The sequence below is a fragment of the Priestia sp. JNUCC 25 genome, assembly GCF_053667915.1.
This window is the reverse complement of sequence record NZ_CM132211.1, coordinates 3,174,052-3,188,856: the sequence shown is the minus strand read 5'-3', so window position 1 is coordinate 3,188,856 and position 14,805 is coordinate 3,174,052. Positions and strand designations below refer to the sequence as shown.

17 protein-coding genes are annotated in these 14,805 nt (G+C 39.2%); 14 read left to right on the top strand and 3 right to left on the bottom strand.

The genetic code is table 11. The annotated features are described in order from the left end of the window. The first annotated feature begins 43 nt into the window (after window positions 1-43). Window positions 44-964, top strand: coding sequence for an EamA family transporter (locus tag JNUCC25_RS16485; protein WP_064471871.1), 921 nt, complete (start codon window positions 44-46; stop codon window positions 962-964). A gap of 34 nt (window positions 965-998) precedes the next feature. On the opposite strand, the gene JNUCC25_RS16480 is transcribed toward JNUCC25_RS16485, so the two are convergent. Beyond that, window positions 999-1,214 (bottom strand): hypothetical protein, encoded by a 216-nt coding sequence (locus tag JNUCC25_RS16480; RefSeq protein WP_029322976.1) that lies wholly within the window; start codon window positions 1,212-1,214, stop codon window positions 999-1,001. A gap of 273 nt (window positions 1,215-1,487) precedes the next feature. On the opposite strand from JNUCC25_RS16480, the gene JNUCC25_RS16475 reads away from it, so the two are divergent. The 3 genes from JNUCC25_RS16475 to JNUCC25_RS16465 all read left to right on the top strand — a co-directional run bounded on the left by JNUCC25_RS16475 (window position 1,488) and on the right by JNUCC25_RS16465 (window position 3,644). Then, on the top strand, window positions 1,488-2,423 hold the full coding sequence (locus tag JNUCC25_RS16475) for an aldo/keto reductase (protein WP_053487497.1): 936 nt from the start codon (window positions 1,488-1,490) through the stop codon (window positions 2,421-2,423). Window positions 2,424-2,793: 370 nt separating this feature from the next. After that, a complete protein-coding gene (locus JNUCC25_RS16470; protein ID WP_013057980.1) occupies window positions 2,794-3,177 on the top strand; it encodes a MerR family transcriptional regulator in 384 nt (127 codons plus the stop codon). 20 nt (window positions 3,178-3,197) lie between these two features. Beyond that, complete coding sequence (locus JNUCC25_RS16465; protein WP_078081980.1) at window positions 3,198-3,644, top strand: GNAT family N-acetyltransferase; 447 nt, start codon at window positions 3,198-3,200, stop codon at window positions 3,642-3,644. A gap of 312 nt (window positions 3,645-3,956) precedes the next feature. On the opposite strand, the gene JNUCC25_RS16460 is transcribed toward JNUCC25_RS16465, so the two are convergent. Further along, window positions 3,957-4,103 (bottom strand): YjcZ family sporulation protein, encoded by a 147-nt coding sequence (locus tag JNUCC25_RS16460; RefSeq protein ID WP_013057978.1) that lies wholly within the window; start codon window positions 4,101-4,103, stop codon window positions 3,957-3,959. Window positions 4,104-4,619: 516 nt separating this feature from the next. Between JNUCC25_RS16460 and JNUCC25_RS16455 the strand changes: the two genes are divergently transcribed. The 4 genes from JNUCC25_RS16455 to JNUCC25_RS16440 all read left to right on the top strand — a co-directional run bounded on the left by JNUCC25_RS16455 (window position 4,620) and on the right by JNUCC25_RS16440 (window position 8,464). Beyond that, on the top strand, window positions 4,620-4,913 hold the full coding sequence (locus tag JNUCC25_RS16455; protein ID WP_035439060.1) for a hypothetical protein: 294 nt from the start codon (window positions 4,620-4,622) through the stop codon (window positions 4,911-4,913). A gap of 476 nt (window positions 4,914-5,389) precedes the next feature. Beyond that, the gene (locus JNUCC25_RS16450; RefSeq protein WP_029322968.1) at window positions 5,390-6,598 is read left to right on the top strand and encodes an NAD(P)/FAD-dependent oxidoreductase; all 1,209 of its coding nucleotides are present in this window, start codon (window positions 5,390-5,392) and stop codon (window positions 6,596-6,598) included. 76 nt (window positions 6,599-6,674) lie between these two features. Next, window positions 6,675-7,247, top strand: a complete 573-nt coding sequence (locus tag JNUCC25_RS16445; RefSeq protein WP_078081979.1) for a GNAT family N-acetyltransferase — start codon at window positions 6,675-6,677, stop codon at window positions 7,245-7,247. Window positions 7,248-7,327: 80 nt separating this feature from the next. Further along, on the top strand, window positions 7,328-8,464 hold the full coding sequence (locus JNUCC25_RS16440) for a GAF domain-containing sensor histidine kinase (RefSeq protein ID WP_029322963.1): 1,137 nt from the start codon (window positions 7,328-7,330) through the stop codon (window positions 8,462-8,464). Window positions 8,465-8,521: 57 nt separating this feature from the next. Here the strand turns inward: JNUCC25_RS16440 and JNUCC25_RS16435 are convergent, their stop codons facing one another. Next, a complete protein-coding gene (locus JNUCC25_RS16435; protein WP_387568371.1) occupies window positions 8,522-9,295 on the bottom strand; it encodes a DUF2628 domain-containing protein in 774 nt (257 codons plus the stop codon). A gap of 190 nt (window positions 9,296-9,485) precedes the next feature. Between JNUCC25_RS16435 and JNUCC25_RS16430 the strand changes: the two genes are divergently transcribed. The 6 genes from JNUCC25_RS16430 (at window position 9,486) to JNUCC25_RS16405 (ending at window position 14,793) form a co-directional block, all read left to right on the top strand. After that, window positions 9,486-9,830 (top strand): YunG family protein, encoded by a 345-nt coding sequence (locus tag JNUCC25_RS16430; protein WP_029322957.1) that lies wholly within the window; start codon window positions 9,486-9,488, stop codon window positions 9,828-9,830. A 14-nt stretch (window positions 9,831-9,844) separates the two neighbouring features. Then, entirely contained in the window at window positions 9,845-10,723 is an 879-nt protein-coding gene (locus tag JNUCC25_RS16425; RefSeq protein WP_387568377.1) for a PhzF family phenazine biosynthesis protein, read from the top strand. Between the two features lie 163 nt (window positions 10,724-10,886). Continuing rightward, complete coding sequence (locus tag JNUCC25_RS16420; RefSeq protein ID WP_029322953.1) at window positions 10,887-11,561, top strand: response regulator transcription factor; 675 nt, start codon at window positions 10,887-10,889, stop codon at window positions 11,559-11,561. Beyond that, window positions 11,558-12,940, top strand: a complete 1,383-nt coding sequence (locus JNUCC25_RS16415; RefSeq protein WP_263032901.1) for a sensor histidine kinase — start codon at window positions 11,558-11,560, stop codon at window positions 12,938-12,940. The genes JNUCC25_RS16420 and JNUCC25_RS16415 overlap by 4 nt, the downstream gene beginning before the upstream one ends. A 72-nt stretch (window positions 12,941-13,012) precedes the next feature. Further along, window positions 13,013-14,098, top strand: a complete 1,086-nt coding sequence (locus tag JNUCC25_RS16410; protein WP_263032902.1) for an ABC transporter permease — start codon at window positions 13,013-13,015, stop codon at window positions 14,096-14,098. After that, the gene (locus JNUCC25_RS16405) at window positions 14,098-14,793 is read left to right on the top strand and encodes an ABC transporter ATP-binding protein (RefSeq protein ID WP_263032903.1); all 696 of its coding nucleotides are present in this window, start codon (window positions 14,098-14,100) and stop codon (window positions 14,791-14,793) included. Before JNUCC25_RS16410 ends, JNUCC25_RS16405 begins: the two co-directional genes overlap by 1 nt. Window positions 14,794-14,805 lie beyond the last annotated feature (12 nt).

Here is a 14,805-nt window from a genome sequence, read left to right as displayed (position 1 = left end):
CTTATTATAACACTATTCTTATAATAAAAGTGAGGGATGAAAGATGAACGATCTCAGCAGAAAAAAAGGGTTCTTCTTTGTAACAACTGGAGCTATATGTTGGGGGATGGGAGGAACGGTTGCTCAAAAGCTTTTTCAAGAATTTGAAATCAGTGTAGACTGGCTTGTTTCAGTACGGCTGCTCATTGCGGGTTTTTTGCTGCTAATGATTTCATGTATAAAGAGTAATCGTTCTCACATACTTGGAGTATGGAAGAACCGAAAGTCAGCTTTTCAGCTCGTCGTTTTTGCCATAGTTGGTATGCTTGCCGTTCAGTATACGTATATGGCTTCTATTAAGCATGGAAATGCAGCAGTAGCTACGCTGCTGCAGTATTTATCACCGGTGATGATTATCATCTATTTGCTTTTGCGCAAGCAGTCTATATTTACGCGACAAGACGTCATCACTGTTTTGCTGGCACTGGGGGGCTGCTTTTTTTTATTAACAAACGGCTCTATTTCTCAGCTGTCTGTTCCCGTATCTGCCGTTGTTTGGGGAGTGCTGTCAGGCGTAGCGGCTGCTTTTTATACGCTGTATGCGGTGCCGCTGATTAAAAAGTACAGTTCGCTTGTCATCGTTGGCTGGTCAATGGTAATTGGGGGAAGCGTAATGAGCTTTATTCATCCTCCTTGGGAAGCGTCAAGCTTATCACCAATAACCTGCGGATATATTTTATTTGTCATTATTTTTGGCACGATGCTTGCTTTTTGGTTTTATGTAGAAAGCCTGCAAAGTCTTTTACCTAAAGAAACGAGTTTGCTTGGAAGTTTAGAGCCTTTAGCCGCTGTTATTACAACCGTTGTTTGGCTGAAAGAGCCTTTTGGTTTTTATCAATGGATTGGCACAACTTGTATTATTGGATTAGTTCTATTACTCACACGAACGAAACAAGCATCTTCTGAGACGACACTTTCAGCATAAATGGGGGCTTGCTAAAAGAAGAAGCAAACAAATGTCACTTTGCCGCCGAATCTGTAGAAACTCGTTTGACTTTTAAAATCTTTACATATTGAATAAACACTCTTTCTTTTGTAGAGACATTTAATTTAGCAAGTCTTGATGCGTCATCTCGGTTTTTAGCAGATTCTATCACAAAAGTTCCTTTGATTTTGGCTTCATCTTTTAGAACGGAATACTGTATTTCAAATCGTTTTGCTTTCGGTTTCTGCATAGTGATTGATAAGCTCCTTTGCCTGATAGATTAATGTATTGCTATGAAATAAGCTTCGATAAAAAGGAAGAAAACAACGTAACATATACTACTAAATGAAATGCACAGCGGCAGTGACTTTTATCACACCACAACCTAGTATTTCATCTTTTTACCAAAAAAGATAGGGTGTTTTACCGTCGTTGCTTATAAAATCTTTTATTCTTTCTGCTTGACCTAGAGTTAACTCTATGGTTTATCTTGTAGTAGTATCATTTCAAGGAGGGGCTTTATATGAAGTATCATACAATTGCTAATACTGACTTACACGTATCAAATTTAATTATGGGAAATATGCGTTTAACAGAGCTTTCTTTACAAGAAGCAGAGAAGCTAATCCGCACAGCGATGGAAGAAGAAATTAACTTTTTTGACCATGCTGATATTTATGGTCCTGATTATGTAGGACAATGCGAAGAGTATTTTGCAAACGCTATACAAATGAATTCAAGTCTTCGTGAGAAAATGGTGATTCAAAGTAAATGCGGCATTAACTCAGCGAAAAATTACTATGACTTTTCAAAGAAGCATATTATAGACTCTGTTAACGGCAGCTTAGAGCGTTTGAAAACAGATTACTTAGATCTTTTATTACTTCATCGCCCAGATCCGCTAATGGATCCTGAAGAAGTAGCAGAAGCGTTTAATGAGCTTCAAAGCAGCGGAAAGGTACGTCACTTTGGTGTGTCGAACCACAACCCAGCGCAAATTCAGCTGCTTGAAAAATACATCGGCCAAAAGCTTGTCGTAAACCAAGTGCAGTTCAGCATCGCACATACGCCAATCATTGACTCTGGTATTTCTTTAAATATGGGCATCGACCAAGCTGTGAACCGCGACAGCAGCGTGCTTGAATATTGCCGTTTAAATGATATAACGCTTCAAGCGTGGTCGCCATTCCAAAACGGATTTTTCGAAGGACCTTTCCTAGGGGATAAAGAGAAATTTGGAAAGCTAAACGAAGTGATTGATCGCATCGCAAGTAAATATAGCGTGACGAATACAGCGATTGCCGTTGCGTGGATCACAACTCATCCTGCAAATATTCAAGTAGTGCTTGGTACTACAAATATTCAGCGTATGAAAGATGCAAGTAAAGGTTCAGAAATCAAGTTAACGCGCGAAGAGTGGTACGATATTTATAAAGCCGCTGGCAACATGGTGCCTTAAGCGCTGCAGTTCTTAAAATAAAGAAGGTAACTCCGTTCGGATATAGAACGGAGTTACCTGCGTTTTACGATAAGTAACTACTGGTTAAGCTAGAAAAAGATTTAGCAGCAGCTCAATTATTTTTGTGACGCCAAGACCTAACAAAAAGGCAATAAAACCGCCAATTACAATGGTAAGCATCATGCGAGCAGTATTCATCGTATTCATCCTTTCAGGTTTAAATATATGTTGCTTGCTGCTTGTACAAAAAATCTGCAGCATAAAGAGCTCAATGAAGAAGACTATAAAAGAATAAACCCTCGAGATAACTAGAGGTCAAGACAAACTCATCATGTTTTTCTGAGAAGTTTAAGGTGTAGGAGGAAGCAGTATGACGTATACCATTTCACAAGTTGCAAAGAAATTGAACGTGACAATTTATACCATTCGCTATTATGATAAAGAAGGGCTTTTTCCATTTTTAGATCGTACAGCGTCAGGGAATCGTATTTTTAAAGAACAAGATATTGAATGGATTGATTTAATTTGCTGCTTAAAAAGCACAGGTATGCAAATCAAGGACATTCGGACGCTTATTGAAAACTGTACGCTTGAAAATGCCGTGCTTGATAAAAGTCTGCAAATGCTGATGGATCATAAAAAAGCGGTACAAAAAGAAATCGAAGAAATCTATCACAAGCTTGAGACGATTGATTATAAAATTAAGCACCTGCCGGAAATGTACGAGCGAATTGTTAACAAGCCTTCAAACTAAACAAAAAAGGAAGCATAAAAATGATCGAAAAAGTAGTACCTCTCACTGGAGAGAATATGCAGCAGTGCATTAACTTGTATATGAATGTATTTACAAAAAAACCTTGGAATGAGCCTTGGACAGAGAAATCAGCTAGAGAAAGGCTGACTGATTTACTGAACACACCTAAATTTATGGGTTATTTATTTTATGACCAAGGAGATTTGATTGGAATGATTGCAGGTCACGCGAAAAAATCATACAGCGGTATGACCTTTTACGTGGCCGAGCTTTGCGTCAGCGCAAGCGTGCAAGGAAAAGGATATGGTTCAGCTATCTTAAGCCGGTTTGAGAATGAACTTCAAAGACACGATATCAACAGCTTGTATCTCTTGACGGCGACTAGAGGAGCTGCACAGGCGTTTTATGAAAGAAACGGCTATACTGTAAATGATCAGCGCGTTGTCTTGAAAAAAACGTTTGTTTAATGTTTAGCATCTACATAGAGCAGGAAGAGAGTTGCGGAGTGACTCTCTTTTTAATTAATCTTTTTATCTTCTATTAATATGTAGAAGAAAAGGAACTATGAACAAGAAAAATAAGATGATGGGAAGAAGTAGACAAGAAACCGCAGGTTAAAAAATCCATTTTTTTACGTTAGTCTTATTATTATCCGGTTCATAAGCACATTTAAAAACAGTGCCCATTATGTGGACACTGCTTTTTCATAATAAAGTGGAAAGCTAGCTTTTGGTAAAAAAATTAGTGGAAATGAAGCTGTTCATCATTATTTCTAATGATTAGCAACCGCCAAATCCTCCCCAGCAAGCACAGCCGATGATGATTAATAAAATGAATAATACGATGATTAAAGCAAAGCCACTGCCAAACCCGCAGCCGCCGCCGTAACCGTAACCGCCATAACCACAGCCACCATAGAAGCCCATATATTTCACCTCCAAGTTCTGAGTACATTTTTAACATATGCCTGAAATGCAAAAGTGCTCCAAAAATATCCAATGATTTCAATGAAAATAAAAAAAGATAAGAAAATAAGATGGACACGGTACTTTTTTTCACTTTCTACATAGGATGAATCATCCCAAGATCTCATATATGAGCCCCCATGTTATAACGAAGCAGGCTAATACCACTTCCTCCTTAGCCTGCGTACATAATGAAAAAGAAGCCGAAGAATTTTTTCTTCGGCTTCTTATTTTTTACTATGAAATAAACACGTTAGTACTTTCCGTATACCATTCTAAGTCAGGATCCGCTTCTTTTTGTATGTATTAGGTACTAAAGAGAAATCAAGCTCATTTTCATATAAATCTAGTAATTTGCTTTTTTTCGTAATTCTTTTCCCTTATTTTCAGCATAACCAAGATATTTGCCTAAGACAGCGAATAGGTAAATGCATATTCATGAGTGAAAGCAAAAACAAAAAAACGGAGGTTTCTCTTATGAATTCAGAAATGCATTTTTTACCTACTATGTATTCTCAAGATCATCATCAACTACAACACGCAGATGAAAGGTTTATTGGCAGACCGTTTGGTTTCGGACGCCCGTTTGGCTTTGGCAGACCATTCGGCTTTGGCTTTGGGGGTCCATTTTTAGGAGGATTAGCAGGAGGGCTAGTAGCAGGCTCACTGTTATCACCATATGGCTATGGTGGCTACGGCTACGGTTACGGTGGTTATCCGTATGGCGGTTACGGCGGCTACGGCGGTTATGGCTTTGGCTGCGGCTGTTAAACGCAAGTAAAAGAAAAATCTCAGAAGAAGTCTTTTTTACATCATTCTTTTCTATAAAGAAGTCTGTTTTGGAACGTAAGGATTTATATCCATCAGCAGTTAATCAGAGCGTGCACTCCGCTTAATATAAAAAACCATCTGGTGATTTTCCAGGTGGCTTTTGCGTGGAGTTTTTTATGTAGTGAAGAAGTTATATATTTACGCACTTACTGGAAGTCTGTGTCTAAAGCAGAAGATCACAACATGATGTTTATCAATACTTTAGTCGTGCACTTTATATGCTCATGGTATTAAGAGTCATGATTAATTCTATTGTATAGAAGATTAGTTTAATGAATGGCTTCTTTAATCACTTGACCTCTACGTTAATAACCTGCTTACTATTCTCGAAAAGCTTAACCCACATACTTTCATCCTGCTGCATGCAAAAATTAGCTTATATTGGGCATAATACAGAGAAGAAAGGAGGCGTTTGCATGGATTTATTATCTGGAAACCCTTATTGGCAGACAACTGTAGCGAAGCCGCCTGTATACCCATCTCTAGAGGAAGATATTGAGTGCGATGTTCTTATTATTGGAGGAGGAAGTTCAGGTGCACAATGTGCTTACTATTTATGTGAGCAGGGGCTTGATGTTGTGGTTGTTGATAAACGTAAAGCAGGGCATGGAAGTACAATTGTAAATACCTCTCTTATTCAATATTTAGGAGATAAATTGTTTTACGAATTAGTCAACACGTTTGGAGAAGAAAAAACAGTCCGTCATTATAAGCTGTGCGAACAGGCTATTACAGATATTGAGGAAGCAGCTAAAAAGCTTCCGATTAATGCAGAATTTATAAGAAGAGACAGCTTGTATTATGCAAGTTATGAAGAAGATATCACGAAGATAAATAAAGACTATTTTTATATGCAAAAGCATGGATTTGAAGCTGAAATCTTATCAGAAGACCAAATTGAAAAAGACTATGGATTTAAAAAACGAATGGCAATGCTTATTAAAAATGATGCAGAGCTGAACCCTTACAGCTTTACACTCGGTCTGTTAGAGTATGGAAAACAGCATGGGGTTCGGATGTTTGAAGAAACAGAAATTGTCGGTCAAAAGTTAGAAAAAGATGAAGCTGTATTTTTCACTAAAAATAAATCACAAATCAAAGCTAAATATGTCATTATGGCAGGAGGCTATGAAAATCAAGAATTTAAGAGAGAGAAAAAAGCTGTACTCACAAGTTCCTATGCTATCGTTACGACTCCTGTAAAGGATTTTACAGGATGGAAAAATCGAAATTTAATTTGGGAAACCGCTCGACCGTATATTTACATGAGAACAACTTCCGATAATCGGGTCATTATAGGCGGTCTTGATGAAAACACGATTGTGCCGCAAGAACGTGATGCCAAACTCGTTCATAAAAGAGACAAACTTTTAAAAGAGTTCAATAAGCTTTTTCCTCATCTTCAAGTTGAAGCTGATTATTACATAAGCGCTTATTACGGAGGCACTCATGACGGGCTTCCCCTTATCGGAATATATGACGAAATGCCTAACTGTTACTTTCTAAGCGGATATGGAGATAACGGAACGGTGTATAATATGGTGCTAGCTAAAATCATAGCAGAACATATTACAACGAAGAAAAGCAGTGATTTAGAACTTTACATTCAAACGAGAAAAGTTTAATATGTGAGAAAATGGAAGGTTTTTAAAAAGCCTTCTTTTTTTACATATATTTCTTGAAGTAGAGGAGAGACATAGTATGATAGAGGGTCACTCTATTTATTTACGCCCGTTAACTGTCAGCGATGCGCATGACAGCCTTCGGTTACAAAAGGACAATCGCGGCTTTTTTGAACAGTTTTCTATGATTCGAGAGCATTCTTTTTATACGTTGGAAAGCCAAGTAGAAAAAATTCAGCGTCATGAAGAGAATAGGAAAAACGATGAAGAATACTATTTTGGTCTTTTTCACAAAGAGAATAATAAGTTGATTGGCACCATTAGTCTTTTTCAAGTGCTGCGCGGATCTTTACAAAGCGCGTTTATCGGCTATTTTCTAGATCAGCATCATAATGGAAAAGGGTACGCAACAGAAGCTGTAAAAGTACTTGTTGGCTATGCGTTTGAAGAGCTGCATCTTCACCGCATTGAAGCCGGCGTCATGCCACGTAATTTGCCTTCTCAGCGCGTACTCGAAAAAGCAGGGTTTCATAGGGAAGGAATTGCTAGAAAAAATGTAAATATTAATGGCATATGGGAAGACCATCAAGTCTTGGCTATCCTTAACCCTAATGATGAAATAAAAGAAATAAACGAGTTCTTAAAATTTTGATATACGTTTTTACATTTAAAATTTATAATGAGAATAAGAGAATAGAACAGTCTATATTTAAATAGTAGGTGACTAAGGTAATGGAAGAGAGGAACATCAATGAAAAAGCCGTTTGGGATGTATTGCAGATGGCTAGCGAAGTAGTCGGAAGCAGGACGCTGTTTGTAGGGATTTTCGACGAACAATTTTCAGTTATGAAAGCCTTTAATAAAGAAGGGGGCAGCCTTGTAGAGGATGGACTGACGCTGCCGTTAGAGCTTGCGGTATGCAACTTAGTCACGTGTGATGAACCCCTTGTTATTCCCAATACAATACGCGATGTTAGAACGTCTAATTTAGCCATCATTGATGGTGCTCGGGTAGGTTCTTATTTAGGAACACCTATCGTGCTAGAAGACGGGAGAATGTTTGGTACCTTATGCGCGGTCGATCCGGATCCTTATCAGTTTAGCGAAAGTGAAATTCAAGGGTTAAACCGGCTGGCTGGTATTTTGTCTCATATTATTTATAAAAATCAAGCGGCTGTTTTGCCGAAAATTGAAGAGAAAATTCTGCAGCTTGATAAACTGGCGCTCGTAGGGCAGCTAGCAGCAGGGTTAGCGCATGAGATTCGAAACCCGATGCAGTCGGTGCGCGGCTTTATCCAATTTCTATTTAATGAAAATGAACAGGCAGAGCCTTTTCAAAAAATTGTTCTTGATGAACTGGATCGTATGAATGAACTCATTAACAACTTCTTGCTTGTTACGCAGCCAACAGCGCCTAAAAAAGAAATCGTATCGATTGTAGAAGTTATTCATGATACCGTTGCTTTCTTGAAAAGTGAAGCTGCGCTGTATAATGTCGAAATGAACGTAAGAATAGAAGGAGCCATTCCGCTTGTATCAATCGATCCTGCTCAAATGAGACAAGTGTTTATGAATCTTTTGAAAAACGCCATTGAAGCAATGGAGAAAAAGAAACGCGGCGAAGTAAATCTTATTATCAAAGAATGGGAAGGTTGGGCTCTTATTGACATTCAAGATACCGGCTCTGGCATTCCGCTATCCATTATTAATAAAGTAGGAAATCCATTTTTCTCAACAAAAGATGGAACAGGCATGGGGCTAGGGCTTTCTATTTGTAAAACGATCATCAACGAGCATAACGGTAAGCTTGCGATTGAAAGTGATGAGAACGGGACGGTAGTGACGGTGAAGCTGCCTTTGACGCTTTAAGATAAAACAAAAAAGAAAGGAGAGCAAGCACTCATCCTTTCTTTTTTGCTGACCTTTTTAATATGCTGAACTGTCTTCAATCCAATATTCATAGTCTTCCGCATCTTTTTTATTTAACTTTTTACCGTTGATGTAAATTTTGTCCCATTCGTAAATTTGTTTATCCAAATAAACGTTAAACACAATGCGTACATGCTCTTTTTCTGTATAATCGTAGCCGGTAAATTGTACAACATGATGACGGCCTTCTTTTTTAATATAGTTCCATTTTGGATGATCGTTGTACGTTTCAAGCGTAATTGCTTCGTCGCCGTAGCGAACTACATCTTTAATATTCGTTTTTGTTGGTAAAAATGATAATCCCGCTCCGACTCCAAAAGTAATTACAAGCACCAAGATGCTTAAACCAATAGCAATTCCGATGTGAGTGCCGCCTTTTATTTGCAGATAAGCTTCTTTCCGCTGCTCCGGCTGAGCTTCGGCTCGAGCTAACACGTTTTTAACATGCTTATAATACCAGCGGTTTGCACATAGCCCTGTAATAAGTGAAGCGCCGCCGAACACAATTGCATCGGACCACTCTGGTATGTCTACAAAGCACAAAAGGGAAAACCAAATTACTTCAATAAGCGATAAAATAAAAAAGTGCTTATACATTTTTCGGTATGCAAACCAAGCGCTTGTCAGAAAAAAGGCTGCCCAGTTCCACGTTTTGTTTTTAGCTGGATTGGCTGTTTTTCCCCATTTTAAATCATAATACGACGTATTCGTTCGAACTACTTTATGCTCTTCTTCAAAAGAAACGAGTTCATTTACTGCTTGTTCTTCCATTTAAAACACCTTTCGTTGGTTATAATCTATCATCTAAAATGACTCTATTATTATACATTATTTCTAGTATTTTTCTATTCTTCCTTAAATTATTTTTAAAGTAAGAATATTTGTGCTATGGGTTTTTCAACAAGAAGTTTCATAAAAAAGAATAATATGGTAGATTTGAAGAAAAAGGAGCTGCTTGAGCATGAATCATTTAAAGAAAGCCCTGCACCAATCGTGGTCAATTCATTCAAGCACGAAGTGGACGGCTGATAATCCTTCTAAGGGACAGTGCGGCGTAACGGCCCTTGTCGTTCAAGATCTAAAAGGAGGATATATTTTAAAAACTCCGTGTAAAGAAGGCTGGCATTTCTATAATCAGCTTGATGGACAGCGCTGTGATTTTACACAAGAACAATTTCGCGAGCCTCTCCATTATGCAGACATTTTATCCAGTCGGGAAGAAGCGTTTATGGATACGAATAAGGAGCAATATGAGGCTTTAAAGAAAAACGTAATGACCTATTTTATACATGAAAATTTGCTTTAGAAAGGAACACATAAATGAAAAGTATTCAGTATTCCATTGTTGATGTATTTGCACAGAGAAAATATACGGGAAATCAGCTCGCAGTTTTTAAAGACGCAGGAAACCTTTCAGACAAAGAGATGCAGCAAATAGCTAAAGAAATTAATTTCTCTGAAACGACGTTTATTACGTCTTCTTCTGCAAAAGGGGAATATAACGTGCGAATTTTTACGCCTAATGAAGAAGTGCCATTTGCAGGACATCCGACGCTCGGAACCGCTTATGTTATCCGAGAAGAACTAGAAGAAAAAGATACAGAGGAGCTTATTCTTCATTATAAAGCAGGTCCTACGCCCGTTACATACGATGAACCAAAAGATGTGCTGTGGATGACACAAGGTCAGCCGACGTTTGGGAAAGTGCTTGATAAAAAGCGAGTGGCGGACGTGTTAAACCTTGATAAAGCTTATATCGACACGCGTTTTCCTGTTCAAGAAGTATCCACCGGTCTGCCGGTTATCCTTGTCCCGTTAACATCATTAGAAGCAGCTAAAGAGATAAATGTAGACAAAGAAAAATATTTCAAACTGATAGAAGACACGGAAGCAAAAGCAATTATGGTCTTTTCGCCGGAAACCTATCACCAAGATCATCAGCTAAACGTGCGAGATTTTGCCGACTACTACGGCGTTCCAGAAGATGCGGCAACCGGCAGCGCCAACGGCTGTTTAGCAGCATATTTAGTTAAATGCTGCTATTTTAATCAACCAGCTATTGATATACGTATAGAACAAGGATACGAAATAGGAAGACCTTCACTGCTGTATGTAAAAGCTAGTTATGACGGAGAGAAATTTCACATTCAAGTAGGCGGAAAAGTAGAGATGATTGCGCGCGGTGAATGGATTTTGTAACAAGCTGTTCATCTGCTGTTCACAATAAGTTCTTATCCTAATAAAAACGCAATAGGACCACGGCGTTTGGTTACACTAGTAAACAGATAGATACTGAAAGAATAAATAATGGCGGCCAAAAGGCCGCCATTTTAAATGGTTGATAAAAGGAGTGGCAGAAGAAATGATTCACATTTTACTGGCGGATGACGATGAGCATATGCGGCAATTAGTTCGTCACTATTTGCAGCTTGAAGGCTATGTGGTGCATGAAGCAGAAGACGGTGAGGAAGCTTCGGGTCTGCTGGCTAAGCAGCACATTCATTTAGCGGTTGTCGATATTATGATGCCTCATAAAGACGGGTATGAAGTTTGCGAAGAAATACGCAGCTATTATGATTTTCCCATTATTTTATTAACGGCAAAAGATCAGCTGGAAGACAAAGAAAAAGGCTTTTTAGCAGGAACAGATGACTATGTGACAAAACCGTTTGAACCAAAAGAATTGATTTTCCGAATCAAAGCCCTGCTTCGCCGGTACGAAGTGGTAAATGAAAAAATGATCGTGCTGAACAACACCTCTATCGACCGAAAAAGCTATGAAGTGCACTGCAGCGGGCGACTGTTAATTCTTCCAATGAAAGAATTTGAATTATTAGCTCAGCTTGCGAGCTATCCAGGAAGAATTTTCACAAGAGAAGAATTAATTCATCTGATATGGGGAGCGGATTTTAACGGAGATAACCGCACAATCGATGTACACGTAAAAAGGCTGCGCGAAAGGTTTGAACATACCGATGATTTTGTCATTACGACGGTTCGAGGAGTCGGCTATAAGCTTGAGGTGAAGGCAAAATGAAGACGCTCTATTTGCGGATTGTCCTGACGACCATCGCTGTAATGGTATTTAGCAGTCTCCTAGCGTTTATTTTAGCAAACGTTTATTATCAGTACAGCTTAAAACCTTATAACGATCAAAAGCTTACGCGTATGGCAAAAGACATTGCGAGCTTTTACGAAAGCAATAGGGGCGTGGATCAACAAGCTTATTTACAGCATATTAGTAAATTAGGCTATCAAATATATGTGGTGGACAGCAGCGGACATGAGACGTTTTACGGACGGAAATTTAGAAATCAGCGCTTAGAAAAGAGTGCTGTCAAACAAGTACTGGACGGAAAAATGTATCACGGAATTGCAGAATTTCCTTCACAGGTGTTTGTGACGGGATTTTTTGATAATGAGTTAGCCAATACCATCGGCGTGCCGTTAAAAGGAGAAAGTAATAAGCAGCAAGCGCTGTTTATCCGCCCTGATATTCAGCTGCAGTTCGGGGAAATGCGCATTTTTTTCTCGGTTATTTTACTGGTGATGATTATATTAAGTATTTTATTTGTACTTATTAGTACGCGTTATTTAGTAAAACCAATTGTCAAGCTAACGGAAGCGACAAAACAAGTGGCAAAAGGAAAATACAACGTCGAGCTGTACGTAAAGCGCCGAGACGAAATCGGCGCGCTTGCTTCACACTTTTCTGAGATGGCTAAAAGTTTAGAGCAGCTTGAAGAGATGCGCCAAGAATTTGTATCCAACGTGTCGCATGAAATTCAGTCTCCGCTGGCGTCCATTCAAGGATTTTCGAAAACGCTCCGTTCTGCACATCTTTCTGATGAACAAAGAAATGAGTATCTGTCTATTATTGAAGAAGAAAGCCGGCGCATGTCGTCGCTCAGCAAACAACTGCTTACGCTTGCTTCACTTGATAAAGAAAGTCAGAATATCGACAAAATCCCGTTTGATGTTGCAGCTCAAATCAAGCAAGTGCTGTTTATGACAGAGTGGAGCTGGCGTGAAAAAGAGTTAGCTATTGAAATGGATCTTCCTTCAACGATGATTTCAGGCGATCAAAAACTGCTTCATCAAGTGTGGACAAACTTGATTACAAACAGCGTAAAGTTTACGGAAGAAGGAGGAACGCTGTCTCTTCGCGTGCAGATGGAAGAAACGCATTGCCACGTTGAATTTCAAGATACGGGAATCGGCATGTCAAAAGAAAGCCTCCCGCATATTTTTAATCGTTTTTATAAAGAAGATAAAGCAAGAAGCCGGACGGAAGGAAGCAGCGGTCTTGGTTTAGCGATTGTGAAGCAAATTGTCGAAATGCACGGAGGTTCCATTCACGTTGAAAGTGAAAAAGGAAAAGGCAGCACCTTTCACGTTTATCTTCCGAAAATGTAATGAGCCGTTCATCTTCCATTCATTTTTTATTTTTATACTTTAAATAGAATTAAAAAAGGAGATGAAAGAAAGATGTTTTTGGCTTTACGTGAATTGAAACATGCGAAGCTGCGCTACTTACTCATTGGCGTGATTATGGTGTTAATTGTATGGCTTGTGCTTTTTGTATCAGGCTTAGCAAAGGGGCTTTCCTCTGACAATGCTTCAGCTGTTCAAGAAATGAAAGGAAATTACGTTGTGCTTCAAAAAGAAGCGGATCAGCGCCTGACGCGCTCTGTTATATCCGCAAACAAAACAGAAGATATTCAACAACTAAGCGGCAAGAAAAATGCTGAGCCGCTTGGTGTGATGATGACAGCCGTTATAAATGAAGGAAAACAGAAAAAAATAGACGCCTCGTTTTTTGCCATAAGCACAAGCGGCTTTTTAGCTCCGAACGTAATAGAAGGGAAGATGATTACGGACGATGCGAAACATGAAGCCGTGGCGGACTCTTCGTTAAAAGAAGAAGGAGTAAAGCTAGGTGATACGATAAAAGATACGGCTTCAGGAAAAAGCTTTAGGATTGTTGGTTTTACAAAAAATCAGTCGTTTAGTCACGCGCCTGTTATTCATATTAATCTTACAGAGTGGAAGACAATTGAAAGCACAGGTGCCTTTAATGCAGTCGTATTGAATATGAACAGCCAGCAAGCACAGACTCTTCAAAAAAAAGAAGCTGAAATCGATGTAATCAGTAAGGATGAAGCGTTAAAAGGAATTCCGGGTTATCAAGAAGAACAAGGCTCACTTTTAATGATGGTCGCGTTTCTGTTTATCATTGGAGCTTTTGTATTAGCCGTTTTTTTCTACGTGATGACGCTTCAAAAAATGAATCAGTTTGGGGTGTTAAAAGCGATAGGAGCAAAAACAAGCTATTTAGCGCGAACGATTTTATCTCAAGTGGTTGTGTTAACTTTATGCAGTCTTGCTATTAGTATTGGATTGACATACGGAGTAGCTGCTATATTGCCGGATTCGATGCCATTTCACTTGGATTTATCGCTAATCGCAGGCTGTTCGGCGCTGTTTATAGCTGTTTCTGTACTGAGTTCATTATTGTCGCTGTATCGCGTAGCAAAAGTAGATGCGGTTGAAGCGATTGGGAGGGCTGTATAATGAGTGAAGAAAAATTAGTTTTAGAGAGTGTTAGCAAGTCGTTTGGAGAAGGAGAAAACGCTGTAGTCGTGTTAAATGATCTATCGCTGCGTGTAAAAGCCGGAGAGCTTGTGGCGATTGTCGGTCCTTCAGGTTCTGGGAAAAGTACCTTTTTATCTATTGCAGGGGCGCTGCTTTCACCGTCTAGCGGACGTGTAATTATTGATGGAGACGAGATTAATAAAATGTCTCCCGGGCAAATGAACAGCATCCGCTTGAAGAAAATCGGCTTTATCTTTCAATCAGCTAATTTAATTCCGTATTTAACGGTTCGCGATCAGCTTCTTCTTGTAACGGAACTAGAAGGAAATCGAAATAAAGAAGCGAAAAAAAGATCGGATGATTTGCTTGAAAAACTAGGGCTTGCTCATCGAAAACATCACTACCCTGAAAGTCTATCCGGCGGAGAGCGTCAGCGGGTAGCGATTGCAAGAGCGTGGATGAATAACCCTGAAATTATCTTTGCAGACGAGCCTACAGCAAGCTTGGATTCAGAGCGAGGAAGAGCAGTCGTGCAAATGCTCGCAGATGAAGTGAAGCTAAGGGGCAAGTCAGCTGTAATGGTTACCCATGATCAAAGAATGCTGGATTTATGCGATCGCGTTGTGTGGATGGAAGATGGGAAATTAGTAGAATCAAATAGCGTGCAAGTCTAAAAAAGTGCTGCT

What these genes read in the sequence shown, in the direction of transcription:
- JNUCC25_RS16485 (WP_064471871.1), top strand. Translation starts at nt 44, where the DNA reads ATGAACGATCTCAGCAGAAAAAAAGGGTTCTTCTTTGTAACAACTGGA.
- JNUCC25_RS16480 (WP_029322976.1), bottom strand. Translation starts at nt 1,214, where the DNA reads ATGCAGAAACCGAAAGCAAAACGATTTGAAATACAGTATTCCGTTCTA.
- JNUCC25_RS16475 (WP_053487497.1), top strand. Translation starts at nt 1,488, where the DNA reads ATGAAGTATCATACAATTGCTAATACTGACTTACACGTATCAAATTTA.
- JNUCC25_RS16470 (WP_013057980.1), top strand. Translation starts at nt 2,794, where the DNA reads ATGACGTATACCATTTCACAAGTTGCAAAGAAATTGAACGTGACAATT.
- JNUCC25_RS16465 (WP_078081980.1), top strand. Translation starts at nt 3,198, where the DNA reads ATGATCGAAAAAGTAGTACCTCTCACTGGAGAGAATATGCAGCAGTGC.
- JNUCC25_RS16460 (WP_013057978.1), bottom strand. Translation starts at nt 4,103, where the DNA reads ATGGGCTTCTATGGTGGCTGTGGTTATGGCGGTTACGGTTACGGCGGC.
- JNUCC25_RS16455 (WP_035439060.1), top strand. Translation starts at nt 4,620, where the DNA reads ATGAATTCAGAAATGCATTTTTTACCTACTATGTATTCTCAAGATCAT.
- JNUCC25_RS16450 (WP_029322968.1), top strand. Translation starts at nt 5,390, where the DNA reads ATGGATTTATTATCTGGAAACCCTTATTGGCAGACAACTGTAGCGAAG.
- JNUCC25_RS16445 (WP_078081979.1), top strand. Translation starts at nt 6,675, where the DNA reads ATGATAGAGGGTCACTCTATTTATTTACGCCCGTTAACTGTCAGCGAT.
- JNUCC25_RS16440 (WP_029322963.1), top strand. Translation starts at nt 7,328, where the DNA reads ATGGAAGAGAGGAACATCAATGAAAAAGCCGTTTGGGATGTATTGCAG.
- JNUCC25_RS16435 (WP_387568371.1), bottom strand. Translation starts at nt 9,295, where the DNA reads ATGGAAGAACAAGCAGTAAATGAACTCGTTTCTTTTGAAGAAGAGCAT.
- JNUCC25_RS16430 (WP_029322957.1), top strand. Translation starts at nt 9,486, where the DNA reads ATGAATCATTTAAAGAAAGCCCTGCACCAATCGTGGTCAATTCATTCA.
- JNUCC25_RS16425 (WP_387568377.1), top strand. Translation starts at nt 9,845, where the DNA reads ATGAAAAGTATTCAGTATTCCATTGTTGATGTATTTGCACAGAGAAAA.
- JNUCC25_RS16420 (WP_029322953.1), top strand. Translation starts at nt 10,887, where the DNA reads ATGATTCACATTTTACTGGCGGATGACGATGAGCATATGCGGCAATTA.
- JNUCC25_RS16415 (WP_263032901.1), top strand. Translation starts at nt 11,558, where the DNA reads ATGAAGACGCTCTATTTGCGGATTGTCCTGACGACCATCGCTGTAATG.
- JNUCC25_RS16410 (WP_263032902.1), top strand. Translation starts at nt 13,013, where the DNA reads ATGTTTTTGGCTTTACGTGAATTGAAACATGCGAAGCTGCGCTACTTA.
- JNUCC25_RS16405 (WP_263032903.1), top strand. Translation starts at nt 14,098, where the DNA reads ATGAGTGAAGAAAAATTAGTTTTAGAGAGTGTTAGCAAGTCGTTTGGA.